The following is a 12,254-nucleotide window of genomic DNA, read 5'->3' on the forward strand; positions in this document are numbered from 1 at the left end:
TTCTCGCGATTATACGACGAAGTGACGGGGCGTTCACGGCAGAGCAGCTTACATTTCCGTAAAGTTCGCAATCCGTCCCGAATCCACGAAAACTGAACAGCCCGCGCCGTCCCAGAGGGCACTTCCCCGCCGCGCCACCGTCCCGCAGGGGCACCGTCCTGCGAAGGTCGGCGTCCTGCGAGACGAATCTTGCGGCGATGGCAGGAGCCCGGGCGCAGCGCCTTTAACTCGCGCGCGACGACCCGTAGGCGGCGTGCTTGCGGTTGCCGTAGGCGCTCCCCTTTCGCGCGCCCTTCTTCAGATCCTTCAGCACGTCTTCCTCGGACTTGTCCTCCACGGTGCTCTTCAGCTTCACCACCTGATCGCGCAGACGCGCCGCCTCCTCGAAGTCCATGTCGCGGGACGCGGCGGCCATGTCGTCCTCCATGGACGAGATGAGCCGCAGGACCTCTTCGCGGGAAAGCTCTGCCAGCTCCTTATTCACCTGCTCGGCAGTGGCGCCCTCCACATCTTCCGTGATGAAGCCCATGATGTCGTTGATGGCCTTGCGGATAGTCTGGGGCTTGATACCATGCTCCTCGTTGTAGGCCATTTGGATGTCGCGGCGCCGGCGCGTCTCGTCGATAGCCCGGCGCATAGAATCGGTGATGCGGTCGGCGTACATGATGACCTGGCCGGACACGTTGCGGGCCGCGCGGCCTATGGTCTGGATGAGCGAGCGGTGGTTGCGCAGGAAGCCCTCTTTATCGGCGTCCAGGATGGCCACGAGCGACACCTCGGGCAGATCGAGTCCCTCACGCAGAAGGTTGATGCCCACGAGCACGTCGAACTCGCCCCGGCGCAGATCGCGCAGGATCTCCGTGCGCTCCAGGGTGGCGATGTCCGAGTGCATGTAGCGCGCCTTCACGCCCTGGTCGAGCAAGTGGTCGGTCAAGTCCTCCGCCATCTTCTTCGTGAGCGTCGTGATGAGCACGCGCTCGTTGCGCGCCGCCCGCTCCTTCGCCTCGTCGATGATGTCGTCGATCTGGCTGGCGCTCGTGCGCACGACGATCTCCGGATCCAGTAGGCCCGTCGGGCGGATGACCTGCTCCACCTGGGCGAGGCTCACCTTCTCCTCGTAATCGCCGGGCGTGGCCGACACGTAGATGAACTGTGGAATGCGCTCCTCGAACTCGTCGAAGCGAAGCGGGCGGTTGTCCAGGCAGCTGGGCAGGCGGAAGCCGTGCTCGGCCAGCGTGATCTTGCGGGAGCGGTCGCCCTCGTGCATGCCGCGGATCTGCGGCACCGTGACGTGGGACTCGTCGATGATGCAGAGGAAGTCCTTCGGAAAGTAGTCGATGAGCGTATAGGGCGGCTCGCCCGGCGCGCGCCCGTCCAGATGGCGCGAGTAGTTCTCGATACCGGAGCAGAAGCCCATGGTCTCCAGCATCTCCAAGTCGTAGTTCACACGCATCTCCAGACGCTGAGCCTCAAGAAGCTTCCCCTCCTCCTTGAACTGCATGAGGCGCTCGCGCAGCTCGTCTTGAATCGTGCCGAGGGCCTTGTCCATCTTCGGACGCGCCGTGACGTAGTGGGACGCCGGCCAGATGGGCAGCGCCTCGTAGGAGTTCAGCACCTCGCCCGTGACCTGGTCGATCTCGTCGATGGATTCGATCTCGTCCCCCCAGAACTCGATGCGCACCGGATGGTCGGCGTAGGGCGGGAACACATCCAGCGCGTCACCCCGCACGCGGAAGGTGCCGCGCTTCTGCTCGTAGTCGTTGCGGTCGTACTGGATGTCGATGAGCTCGTGGATGACCTGGTCGCGGTCCATCTCCTTCTGCTTGTCGACGAACACCGCCATGCCGGCGTAGTCCATGGGGCTGCCGATGCCGTAGATGCAGCTCACCGATGCCACCACGATGACGTCCCGCCGCGACAGCAGAGCCGAGGTGGCCGCATGGCGCAGCTTCTCCACCTCCTCGTTGATGGAGGCGTCCTTCTCAATGAAGGTGTCCGATGAGGGCACGTAGGCCTCGGGCTGGTAGTAGTCGTAGTAGGAGACGAAGTACACCACGGCGTTGTCGGGGAAGAACTCCTTCAGCTCGGCGGCCAACTGGGCCGCCAGCGTCTTGTTCGGCGCCATGACGAGCGTGGGCTTCTGCACCGCCTCGATGGTCTTTGCCATGGTGAAGGTCTTGCCCGAGCCGGTGACGCCCAGAAGCGTCTGGTAGCGCAGGCCCTCTTCCACGCCCTTCGCGAGCGCCGCGATGGCCTCGGGCTGGTCCCCCGACGGCTCGAAGGGCGAGACCACCTTGAACGGGGTGTTCGCCAGCCGCACCTCCGGCAACTTCCCCGCCATTTCCATACCTTCTATATTGGAAAGATGAGTGGACACGCGCATCCCTCCTCTCACAGTAATTCGCTATAAGGAGAACAGTCTAGCACCTTCCCCAAGAAATGAACAGATGTTCGCTTAAAGTTCACGATCCGTCCAACCATGAGTGCTATACTCTGCAATCGCTGTTGACATCCCGCGACGTGAGGAGATCATCGTGGCGAACGTGAAGAACGTGGCCCCCGGCGTCGGCCTGTGCGCGGCCATCGCCCTTCCCTGCTGGTTTCTCGGCGAGGCGCTGCCCGTGGTGGGCGGCCCGGTGTTCGCCATCCTCATCGGCATGGTCATCGCCCTTTGGTGGAAGCAGCCGGCGCGCGGCATCGTGCAGGACGGCATCGGCTTCACAGCGAAAAAGGTGCTGCAGTACGCCGTCATCCTGCTGGGCTTCGGGTTGAACCTCGCCCAGATCGCCGCCGTGGGCGCCGAGAGCCTGCCTATCATCCTCACCACCATCGCCACGGCGCTCATCGTGGGCTACATCCTCTACCGCGTGCTGCGCATGGATTCCGCCATCGCCACGCTCATCGCCGTGGGCTCGTCCATCTGCGGCGGCTCGGCCATCGCCGCCACGGCGCCGGTCATCCGCGCCAAGGACGAGCAGGTGGCCCAGGCCATCTCGGTCATCTTCCTGTTCAACGTCATCGCGGCGCTCATCTTCCCTACCCTGGGAAGTATGCTCGGCATGTCCAACGAGGGCTTCGGGCTGTTCGCCGGCACCGCCGTGAACGACACCTCGTCGGTCACCGCCGCCGCGGCCGCCTGGGACGGCATGCATCCCGGATCGAACGCCCTTGACGACGCCACCATCGTGAAGCTCACGCGCACGCTCGCCATCATCCCCATCACGCTCGTACTGGCCATCGTCATGGCTCGCAAGGAGAACGCAGCAGGCGCCGGTGCGGCTGTGGCCGGACCCGGCACCGACGGCCTGGCAGTGAGCGACCCTGCCGCCAACGCCGCAGCGGCTCCCACCGGCGCGAGGCTTCTCGGCGGCTTCTCACTGAAGCGCGCCTTCCCCACCTTCATCCTGCTCTTCCTGGCAGCCTCGGTCATCACCACGGTTGCTGTTGCCGCTGGAGCCGACGCGGCCGCCTTCGCGCCTCTGAAGGCCTTGAGCAAGTTCTTCATCGTCATGGCCATGGCCGCCATTGGCCTGAACACCGACCTCGTGAAGCTGGTGAGGAGCGGTGCCAAGCCCATCCTCATGGGCCTCATCTGCTGGATCTGCATCGCCGCTGCCAGCCTGGGGATGCAGCACTTACTAAACCTGTGGTAACTAGCAGCAGAACGACACAAGTTCGCCCCAGGAAATCAGCGAGAGGCCCTGTCGCGTTTCAGATTCGTCCGCCTTTGGCCCAAGCGTACTCTGGTACGCGCCGTGGCCAAAACAAGGGCGAAGATGAAATGCGACAGGGCCTCGCAGCATCGGCATAAAATCCTGTTGCGTTAGCAACAGGATTTATATTCGTTCCACCAGGAGATAACTTCGTTGCGCAGCTCCTCGGGGGTGCCGTCGTTGTTGAAGACGACATCCGAGGCTTCGATGCGGTCGGCGTCGGTGATCTGGCGAGCGATGCGGGCGCGCACGTCCTCCTCGGGAAAGCCCGATTTCACGGCGCGCTCGATGCGGGTCTCCAGCGGCGCGAGCACCGCCATGACCACATCGGCCCCGTAGGCCAGCGAGCTCTGACGATTACGGAACACCGAGTACTCCACCACCACGGCCGGCTTGCCCTCGGCCTCAAAGCCGTCGATGAGGTCAGTGTAGCGCTCCTCGATACGGGGCATCGTGATGGTGTTCAGCTTGCGCGTGGCGGCCGGCGTCGCGAAGGCCTTGGCGGCCAGCGCGCTGCGCACCACTTCCCCGTTCTCGTCGAAGATATCATCGCCGAAGGCGCCGCGCAGGTCGTCCTTCACCGTGTCCCACGTGAGCACCTCGTGCCCCACCTGATCGAGATCGATCCAGGCCAGGCCCTCGTCAGTGAGCGCCTTGCGCGCCGTGGACTTCCCGGCGCCCATGCCGCCGATGAGAAACAGCTTCTTCATGTGAACCTCCTCCGAAACCGCGCCCCTTCGCGCGATCATATCCAAGTAATTCAACGGAACCATCATACACGAGAAAGGCCGCTCCGAAGAGCGGCCTTTGAAAAGTCACTGGTCGTTCGCAGTCGCACGAACCCGCAGAGGCTACTCGGCGTCGACGGTCTCCACCTCGACGACCTCGGCCTCGGCCGGAGCCTCGTCCTTCTTGCGGCGGGCCGGCTTCTCCTCGGCCTGCACCGACTCGTCCACGTCGATCTCGAAGCCGAGCTCCTCGGCAGCAGCCTTCATGGACAGGGAAATGCGGCGGCGATCCGGGTTGATCTCCATGACCTTCACCTTCACATCGTCGCCCGCATGCACGACCTGCGCCGGGGTGTCGATGTGGCGGCCGGCCATCTCGGAGATGTGCACCAGGCCCTCGATGGAGTCGCCCAGCTCGACGAAGGCGCCGAAGGGCACGATCTTGGTAACCTTGCCGTCGACGATGGTGCCCACCGGGTAGTTCTCCACCAGCTGGATCCACGGGTCGGGCGTGGTCTGCTTGAGACCGAGGGAGATGCGCTCACGCTGCAGATCGACGTCGAGCACCTCGACCTCCACCTCGTCGCCCACCTTGACGACCTCGGAGGGATGGTTGACATGGTTCCAGGACAGCTCGGAGATGTGGACCAGGCCGTCGATGCCGCCCAGGTCCACGAAGGCGCCGAAGTCCACGATGGAGGAAACGTTGCCCTTGAGGCGCATGCCCTTGGAGAGCTTGGAGAGGATCTCGGCGCGCTCGTTCTTGCGGCCCTCCTCCAAGAGAACGCGGCGGGACAGCACGACGTTGTTGCGGTTGCGATCCATCTCGATGACGCGGGCCTCGATCTCGGTGCCCAGGTAGGCGTCCAGATCCTTCACGCGGCGCAGGTCCACGAGAGACGCCGGAAGGAAGCCGCGCAGGCCGATGTCCAGGATAAGACCGCCCTTGACCACCTCGATGACCTCGCCGGTGACCACTTCGCCGGCCTTGAACTTCTCCTCGACGGAAATCCAGGCACGCTCGTACTCGGCGCGCTTCTTGGAGAGGATGAGGCGGCCGTCCTTGTCCTCCTTCTGGAGAACCAGCGCCTCGATCTTGTCGCCCAGGCTCACGATGTCGGACGGATCGGCGTCCTTGCGGATGGACAGCTCGCGGGCCGGGATGACGCCCTCGCTCTTGAAGCCGATGTCCACCAGCACCTCGTCGTGCTCCAGCTTGACGACGGTGCCGTCGACGAGATCGCCCTCGTCGAACTCGGTCAGCGTGCCGTCGATCATCTCGTTCATCTGCTCATCGGAGATGTCGGAGAAGTCGATCACGGAGGTGTTCTTGATTTCGGTCAAAACGGACCCCTTTCAAAAACTAAATCGGGGACCCTTCGTCATGATGGTTGATACGTACCATGTTCGCTTGCAGAAGCAAGGATCGCGGTGCAACAAACATGTCTCGGGGGCCAACAGATACTTACACTTGCCGCCTATCGGCAAGCCCGCCCAGTATAGCACCGCTCGCGCGCGCTTCCTTGTGAATTTTCCCCGAGTGCCGACATTTTTCGCAGCGCGCCCACAAGGCGCCCGCAGACTCACGACGCCCGTGCGGCCGCACCCGGGATTTGAGTTGACTCGCAAGGTCATCTTTCGTGCGTGCAGCCGTTGCGCTAGAATAGGAAGGTGCGTTTGCGTCCGGTCGGCTTCATCGGGATAAGGCTCAGGCATGGAATTGACTCTTTCGGTGTTCCTCTCGCAGGCAGGAGACCATCCGGTCCTGCTCGGCATTCTGGCGCTGGTCATCGGTGTGACCATCATCTCGGGCGCCACCGACGCCCCCAACGCCATCGCCAGCGCGGTCTCCACCCGCTGTCTCACCCCCGGCGCGGCGCTCGCGCTGGCCGCCGTGTTCAACTTCGTGGGCCTGGTGGGCATGACCTACATCTCCACCGCCGTGGCCCACACCATGTTCAACATGGTCGATTTCTCCGGCAACACCCACCAGGCGCTCCTCGCGCTCATAGCCGCCATGATAGGCTCCATCGGCTGGGGCGTCTTCTGCTGGTTCTGGGGCATCCCCGCCAGCAAGTCCCACTCGCTCATCGCCGGCGTCACCGGAGGCGCCATCGCGCTGAACGGGCTGGCCGGCGTGGTGCTCTCCGAGTGGATGCTCGTCATTTACGGCATGGTGTTCTCGCTGGTGGGCGGCTTCATCCTCGGCATGGTCACCACCAAGATCATCGAGTTTCTCTTCTCCCGCGTCAACCGCCAGCGCGGCAACAAGGTGTGCATGGTGCTGCAGGACATCTGCGCCTGCGCGCTGTCATTCCTCCACGGCGCCCAGGACGGCCAGAAGTTCATGTCCATCGGGCTTCTGGGCATCGCGCTCGCCTTCGGCATGGAGACGAGCGGCGCCACCGACTTCCCCCTGTGGCTCATGATCATCTGCTCGGCGGCGATGTCTCTGGGCACGCTGCTCGGCGGCAAGCGCATCATCAAATCGGTGGCCATGGACATGGTCTCGCTGGAGAAGTACCAGGGCGTGGCGGCCTCCCTTTCCACGGTGATCACGCTGTTCGTGGCCTCCATGACCGGCATGCCCGTCTCCACCTCCCACTGCTCCACCGCCTCCATCATGGGCGTGGGCGCCTCCAAGAGCTTCCGCCGCGTGAACTGGGGCGTCGCCCGCCGCATGGTATGGGCCTGGGTGCTCACCTTCCCCTGCTGCGGCTTCATCGGCTGGGCCTTGGCCAAGCTGTTCATGATGCTGTAAGGCCTTTTCTATAAGGGAACTTTCCTTTTATCACCAATATGATATCTTGTAGAATTTCCTACTGAAAGCGTGATATGATCAACCTAGCTAAATCCTAGGAAATGAGGTACGCCATGGTTGCCCCCAAAGGCTCCATCTATTCGTCTACCGCCCTCGCCTCGCGCCAACGCGAGGTAAAGGACGTGGCCGATCGCCAAGTCGTCTACATCACCGAGAACGGCAACGGCGCTTACGTGTTCTGCTCCGAAGAGATATTCGATCGAGAGCTCAAGCAAGCCCGTGAAGACGCTCGCTACGAAGCGGAGATGGAATTCGCTCTCCGACGCGGCAAGCGCGATATCGAGGAGGGGCGTTTCACCACCGATGTCGATGGTTTCGTCGCCCGCATTCGCGAGAAGCGGGGGCTCTGATGGCCGAAGTGCGCATCTCCGAGGGCTTCGAGGAGGATTTGGGGATCGTTCTGTCGGACAAAGTTCTCGATGACATCCTCAAGATCATCGAGATTCTGCCGACGATACCCAGCATGGGGTCGACCGACGTGGCGGCCGCCCTCGCATACGAGTACGGCGAAGGCGTGCGCAAAATCCCCGTCGGCCCCTTCGATATCGTTATCTTCTACGAAGACGAGGCCGACCGCGTCACCGTGCTCGGCCTCGTCCACCAGCGTGCTGCCTGGTGACAACACGTTTCCCAGAAGAGCTCTTGCAACCCTGGCTTAAAGGCTAGCTTACGACATAAAGGGGGGCCCGGATGAAACATCCGGGCCCTGGAACTTGCCTCATTCGGGCGATTAGGCATACAGCCGATACCTTACGCCTGATCGGCGGCCTTCGCTTGAGCCTCGCGTATGGCCTTGGTCATTTGGTCGACGCAGGAGGTGGAGCGCCGCCCGCAGGTGTGGCCCTCCATCATGGCGACGATGTCGTCGACGTTCTGGCCGGCCACCAGCTTGGAGATGGCCTTCAGATTGCCATCGCAGCCGCCGGTGAACTGGACGCTCTTGATGGTGTCGCCGTCCAGCTCCACATCGATCTGACGGGAGCAGACGCCGCGGGGAATGTAGGTGTGCATGCCGGTTCCTTTCTCGCACCTTGTTTCGGCGAGATTGTACCGCATTGTGGCCTACACCGCCGTCGCGCCGCGCTCGCCGGTGCGGATGCGCACCACTTCCTCCACGGGTGCCACGAAGATCTTGCCGTCGCCCACCTCGCCGGTGCGGGCGGCGCCCACGATGGTGTCCACCAGCGCGTCCACCGCGTCGTCTTCCACCACCACCTCGAACTTCACCTTCGGCACCATGTTCAGCATCACTTCGGTGCCGCGCACGTACTCGCTCCAGCCGTGCTGGGCGCCGCAGCCGTGCACCTGCGAGATGGTCATGCCCTTCACATCGGCGGCGAACAGGGCGTCCTTCAGCGGCTCCATCTTCTCAGGCCGCACAATAGCCGTTACTCGTTTCATAGCCGCAACTCCTTTCTCAATCGCTCCGCCGTGCTAGTCCAGACCCAGGTAGGCTGGGTAGGCCGACTCGCCATGGACGGCCACATCGAGCCCAGCCGCCTCATCCTCGGCGCTCACCCGCAAGCTGCCCGCAAAGCACGCCCTGATGATGAGTCCCAGCACCACGTCCGCGATGGCCACGAAGGCGATGGTCACCAGGATGCCCAGCACCTGCGAGCCCAGAAGCGACCAGTCGCCGGTGTACAGAAGGCCGCCGTGCTCGGTCCAGGAGAGCCCGGGCACGCAGAACAGACCCGTGAGGACGCCGCCCACGATGCCGCCGACGCAGTGGCAGCCGAAGGCGTCCAGCGCGTCGTCGTAGCCGAGGCGCCGCTTGGCCTGGGAGATGGCCACATACACGATGGGGCTCACGATCAGCCCCATGACGATGGCCGCCCAGGGCTCCACGAACCCGGCCGCCGGGGTGATAACCACAAGCCCGGCTACTAGACCCGTCGCCGCACCGACGAGCGTGCACTTCCCCACCGTGACGCGCTCGGTAAGCATCCAGGAGAGCACACCGGCCGCGCTGGCCGCCACGGTGTTCAGCAGCGCGAGCCCGGCCACACCGTCGGCCGCGAACTCGCTGCCGGCGTTGAAGCCGAACCAGCCGAACCACAGAAGCGCTGCACCCAAAGCCACGAAGGGCACGTTGTGGGGCCGGTAGGACAGAACCGCGAATCCCTTGCGGCGCCCCAGCAAAAGACACAGGATGAGCCCGGTGAGGCCCGAGGAGATGTGCACCACATCGCCGCCGGCGAAGTCCAGGGCCCCGATCATGTCGCCAATGAGCGAGCCGTCGCCGCCCCACACCATATGGGCGAGCGGCGCGTACACCACGACGACCCACACGGCCACGAACGCGCATACGGCGCCGAACTTCATGCGCCCGGCCACAGCGCCCGTGATAATGGCGCAGGTGATCATGGCAAAGGCCATCTGAAAGACGATGTCGATGATGGCCGGGTATCCCGCCGCCAACTCCGGGTCGGCGGCGAGCGCGCCCTGTCCGGACAGGACCGCGAAGGCGTCAGGCGTACCCTCGGCCTCAGCCACCATGTCGTTCACGGCGCTCAAGCACCCGATCTGATCGAAGCCGCCGAAAAACGGCAGCGACCCGTCGCCGCCGTAGGCGAACGACCAGCCGCATACGACCCAAACCACCCCGACAATGCCGAGCACGCCGAACACCATCACCATGGTGTTCACGACGTTCTTGCGACGGGAAAGGCCTCCGTAGAAGAAGGCGAGTCCGGGCGTCATGAGCAGCACCAGCATGGCGCAGACGAGCATGAACCCGGTGGAACCGGTGTCAATCATCGCGATCAACCCCTTTCACAGTTCGTGGGCCCTCGGCGAAAAGAGGTCGGGAGGCGCCGCGCGCCGCACCGCGCGGGCCTCCCCACCCCTTGTCGCCCAAGGCGCCCAACGGCAAGGACACCCCGATTGTTCCACGGCACCTGGTGACCTGCGCGCTCAACGATGATTGTTAACCCCCTCAAAAATAAGTGTTAACACTGGCGACCATTCCTTGTTACTGGGCGGAAACAAATGCCCGCGCGTCCCGTCACAGATCGCCGAAGCATTACAATGGCAGCGTTGCCTTTACAAAGAATCGGCGCGATTTGGTCACAAAATCGAGTTCTGGGTTTTTGCAGACCTCAAGACGGCATAAGAGCAAGAGGAATATATCGCTAAACGATATACTACACAAAGTCGCAACCGTTAATTGGGTCGTATCGCCCATAAAGAAAACCCAGAACTCGATTTTGTGACCACTTTTTCGAAAAGTTTTGTCACAACGCGGAAGGATGCACTCATGAGCGTTACATTTCGACAGGTCGAGCGCGACGAAGAGGTCGAGGCCCTGGCCCATATGGCCTACCATATTTGGAACGAGTACTGGCCGGCCATCATCGGCCAAGCGCAGACCGACTACATGGTGGAGAAGTTCCAGAGCCTGAATGCCTTCCGCACCGACATTGCCGACAATGGCTACGAGTACTTCTTCATCATGCAGCACGAGGACGAGACGCCCCACGAGCTGGGCGCGGCGACGCACGGCGCCGACATCCACGACCAGGGCGACACCGTAGCCGACCGCGTCAACGACGACGTGGAATCCGACCGCGACGACGAGTTGGCCCACGACACCGAGGACTTCGCCCGCACGGCCGCCGTCCCCCGCATCGTCGGCTACACCGGAGGGCACGTGGAGACGGACACGAACCGCTTCTTCATCTCGAAGATCTACCTGCTGAAGGAGCACCGCGGCGAGGGCCTGTGCTCAGCCACCGTCCGCTTCTACGAGCGCCTCGCCCGCGAGCGCGGTCTCGATGCCCTCTACCTCACGGTGAACAAGCGCAACGAGATGGCCATCCGCGCCTACAAGGCCAAGGGCTTCGAGGTCATCGACGCCGTGGAAACCGACATCGGCGACGGCTACATCATGGACGACTACATCATGGAGAAGAAGCTGCAGTAGCTGGCCCCGCGAGTCAGCCTCCATAGGGGCGACCTCGGTCGCCCCTCCCAATCAGAAAACAAAGTACTGCGGAATTCTCTTGATCCGCAATGCCTATTCGTCGACAAGAAACCGCGCCACATAATCTGCCGGAGCGATTGAGCGCACCTTTGATCGAGCAAACGCCGTAACGTCTCGCGTGACGATGAAATCAACGCGGGCGTTCTCGGCGCAGGCGCGCACTAAACCGTCTTCGAAATCAGGCTCGTCAGAATCTGCAGCCTGACGACAGAGGGCGTAATCGACTGAGCAGATAATGAAATCGTCCATCACAGCCTTGATGTAGGTTCGCGCGTCCTTCTCCCCCATGGCTTTGGAGAGGATGTAGTACAGATCTTTGAGCGACGTGGCGCAAACATATGCGACGACCTCTTCATAGGCCACGGCCTCGGCGATGGTGGCGGCTGCATCGAACCCCTCCGGCCGTGCCAAGGCGAGGTCGAGCATAACGTTGGTATCGAGAAGCACCTTACTACTCATAGCGGCTCGCAACGAGATCGCGAATCTCTTGGTCACTCAGGCGAGCGATGTCGCTACCCTGATGCTTCTTCGCAAGACTCAGCATCATGGCCACACCGCCTTTTTTCTTCGAGTGCACACGCGTATCGGGAAGCGCCCCCGTCTCGCAAATGTAATCGACGAGGACACCGCTGCAGTATTGCCCAAAGGACAAGCCGTACTCTTGTCGTGCCAGGGCATCGGCAAGAAGGATCTTCTCAGCATCGGCCCGTCCCGAAAACGTCTTCGTCGCCATAGCAACCTCCATTCGCTAGCCTCACTGTACCTCATCCTAAGGAATTTGTAAACAAGTACACAGAGCAGTGTATCGTATTTGGGACTCTATAGCACGAGGCGCCCGTCCTGCCGCACGAAAAGAAGGACGCGCATCCGTGACGGGTGCGCGTCCTTTCTCGAACAGCTGGCATCGCCCCTGGGGAGGGAAGGAGCGGGCGAGCCAGACGGATTCGGCTATCGGAGGAGGCCTACGCCCATCGCTTCGAGTGCGCCGCCTCCACGGCTCGCGACGA

Annotated in this window: 13 protein-coding genes; 5 read left to right on the top strand and 8 right to left on the bottom strand. The window is 62.7% G+C overall.

Features of this window, described 5'->3' with window-relative positions:
* Nucleotides 1-223: 223 nt before the first annotated feature.
* Nucleotides 224-2,341, bottom strand: a complete 2,118-nt coding sequence (gene uvrB / locus ACW4QM_RS08870; protein WP_202427820.1) for an excinuclease ABC subunit UvrB — start codon at nt 2,339-2,341, stop codon at nt 224-226.
* 193 nt (nt 2,342-2,534) lie between these two features.
* Here uvrB and ACW4QM_RS08875 point away from each other — a divergent pair, with 193 nt between their 5' ends.
* Nucleotides 2,535-3,653, top strand: a complete 1,119-nt coding sequence (locus ACW4QM_RS08875) for a YeiH family protein (protein WP_161127476.1) — start codon at nt 2,535-2,537, stop codon at nt 3,651-3,653.
* A 170-nt stretch (nt 3,654-3,823) separates the two neighbouring features.
* On the opposite strand, the gene coaE is transcribed toward ACW4QM_RS08875, so the two are convergent.
* Together coaE and rpsA are read right to left on the bottom strand one after the other, a co-directional pair.
* Nucleotides 3,824-4,423, bottom strand: a complete 600-nt coding sequence (coaE, locus tag ACW4QM_RS08880) for a dephospho-CoA kinase (protein WP_161127477.1) — start codon at nt 4,421-4,423, stop codon at nt 3,824-3,826.
* 141 nt (nt 4,424-4,564) lie between these two features.
* Nucleotides 4,565-5,785 (bottom strand): 30S ribosomal protein S1, encoded by a 1,221-nt coding sequence (rpsA, locus tag ACW4QM_RS08885; protein ID WP_117285000.1) that lies wholly within the window; start codon nt 5,783-5,785, stop codon nt 4,565-4,567.
* Nucleotides 5,786-6,155: 370 nt separating this feature from the next.
* On the opposite strand from rpsA, the gene ACW4QM_RS08890 reads away from it, so the two are divergent.
* From ACW4QM_RS08890 to ACW4QM_RS08900, 3 genes are all read left to right on the top strand, one after another.
* Nucleotides 6,156-7,202, top strand: a complete 1,047-nt coding sequence (locus ACW4QM_RS08890; protein WP_117285001.1) for an inorganic phosphate transporter — start codon at nt 6,156-6,158, stop codon at nt 7,200-7,202.
* A gap of 113 nt (nt 7,203-7,315) precedes the next feature.
* Complete coding sequence (locus ACW4QM_RS08895; RefSeq protein WP_161127478.1) at nt 7,316-7,612, top strand: hypothetical protein; 297 nt, start codon at nt 7,316-7,318, stop codon at nt 7,610-7,612.
* Nucleotides 7,612-7,881 carry a type II toxin-antitoxin system RelE/ParE family toxin gene (locus ACW4QM_RS08900; protein WP_022739475.1) on the top strand — a complete coding sequence of 90 codons (270 nt, stop codon included), beginning with the start codon at nt 7,612-7,614 and terminating at the stop codon, nt 7,879-7,881. Before ACW4QM_RS08895 ends, ACW4QM_RS08900 begins: the two co-directional genes overlap by 1 nt.
* 131 nt (nt 7,882-8,012) lie before the next feature.
* On the opposite strand, the gene ACW4QM_RS08905 is transcribed toward ACW4QM_RS08900, so the two are convergent.
* Genes ACW4QM_RS08905 through ACW4QM_RS08915 form a run of 3 tightly spaced genes read right to left on the bottom strand, consistent with a single transcriptional unit; the run spans nt 8,013 to nt 10,022 of the window.
* The gene (locus ACW4QM_RS08905) at nt 8,013-8,273 is read right to left on the bottom strand and encodes a TIGR03905 family TSCPD domain-containing protein (protein ID WP_117285003.1); all 261 of its coding nucleotides are present in this window, start codon (nt 8,271-8,273) and stop codon (nt 8,013-8,015) included.
* 51 nt (nt 8,274-8,324) lie between these two features.
* Nucleotides 8,325-8,663, bottom strand: a complete 339-nt coding sequence (locus tag ACW4QM_RS08910) for a P-II family nitrogen regulator (protein ID WP_114539884.1) — start codon at nt 8,661-8,663, stop codon at nt 8,325-8,327.
* 33 nt (nt 8,664-8,696) lie between these two features.
* Entirely contained in the window at nt 8,697-10,022 is a 1,326-nt protein-coding gene (locus ACW4QM_RS08915) for an ammonium transporter (protein WP_161127479.1), read from the bottom strand.
* Between the two features lie 499 nt (nt 10,023-10,521).
* Between ACW4QM_RS08915 and ACW4QM_RS08920 the strand changes: the two genes are divergently transcribed.
* Nucleotides 10,522-11,187: a GNAT family N-acetyltransferase gene (locus ACW4QM_RS08920; protein WP_237418781.1), complete on the top strand. Its 666-nt coding sequence runs from the start codon at nt 10,522-10,524 to the stop codon at nt 11,185-11,187.
* A 93-nt stretch (nt 11,188-11,280) separates the two neighbouring features.
* Here the strand turns inward: ACW4QM_RS08920 and ACW4QM_RS08925 are convergent, their stop codons facing one another.
* A complete protein-coding gene (locus ACW4QM_RS08925) occupies nt 11,281-11,706 on the bottom strand; it encodes a PIN domain-containing protein (protein ID WP_114549064.1) in 426 nt (141 codons plus the stop codon).
* Nucleotides 11,699-11,980, bottom strand: coding sequence for a hypothetical protein (locus tag ACW4QM_RS08930; protein WP_114549065.1), 282 nt, complete (start codon nt 11,978-11,980; stop codon nt 11,699-11,701). The genes ACW4QM_RS08925 and ACW4QM_RS08930 overlap by 8 nt, the downstream gene beginning before the upstream one ends.
* Nucleotides 11,981-12,254: the final 274 nt, after the last annotated feature.

It is taken from the genome of Adlercreutzia sp. CNCM I-6207 (assembly GCF_977072305.1).

Coding starts and splice junctions, on each gene's coding strand:
- ACW4QM_RS08915 (WP_161127479.1), bottom strand. CDS start 10,022: ATGATTGACACCGGTTCCACCGGGTTCATGCTCGTCTGCGCCATGCTG.
- ACW4QM_RS08925 (WP_114549064.1), bottom strand. CDS start 11,706: ATGAGTAGTAAGGTGCTTCTCGATACCAACGTTATGCTCGACCTCGCC.
- coaE (WP_161127477.1), bottom strand. CDS start 4,423: ATGAAGAAGCTGTTTCTCATCGGCGGCATGGGCGCCGGGAAGTCCACG.
- ACW4QM_RS08890 (WP_117285001.1), top strand. CDS start 6,156: ATGGAATTGACTCTTTCGGTGTTCCTCTCGCAGGCAGGAGACCATCCG.
- ACW4QM_RS08930 (WP_114549065.1), bottom strand. CDS start 11,980: ATGGCGACGAAGACGTTTTCGGGACGGGCCGATGCTGAGAAGATCCTT.
- ACW4QM_RS08900 (WP_022739475.1), top strand. CDS start 7,612: ATGGCCGAAGTGCGCATCTCCGAGGGCTTCGAGGAGGATTTGGGGATC.
- ACW4QM_RS08920 (WP_237418781.1), top strand. CDS start 10,522: ATGAGCGTTACATTTCGACAGGTCGAGCGCGACGAAGAGGTCGAGGCC.
- uvrB (WP_202427820.1), bottom strand. CDS start 2,341: ATGGCGGGGAAGTTGCCGGAGGTGCGGCTGGCGAACACCCCGTTCAAG.
- ACW4QM_RS08905 (WP_117285003.1), bottom strand. CDS start 8,273: ATGCACACCTACATTCCCCGCGGCGTCTGCTCCCGTCAGATCGATGTG.
- ACW4QM_RS08895 (WP_161127478.1), top strand. CDS start 7,316: ATGGTTGCCCCCAAAGGCTCCATCTATTCGTCTACCGCCCTCGCCTCG.
- ACW4QM_RS08910 (WP_114539884.1), bottom strand. CDS start 8,663: ATGAAACGAGTAACGGCTATTGTGCGGCCTGAGAAGATGGAGCCGCTG.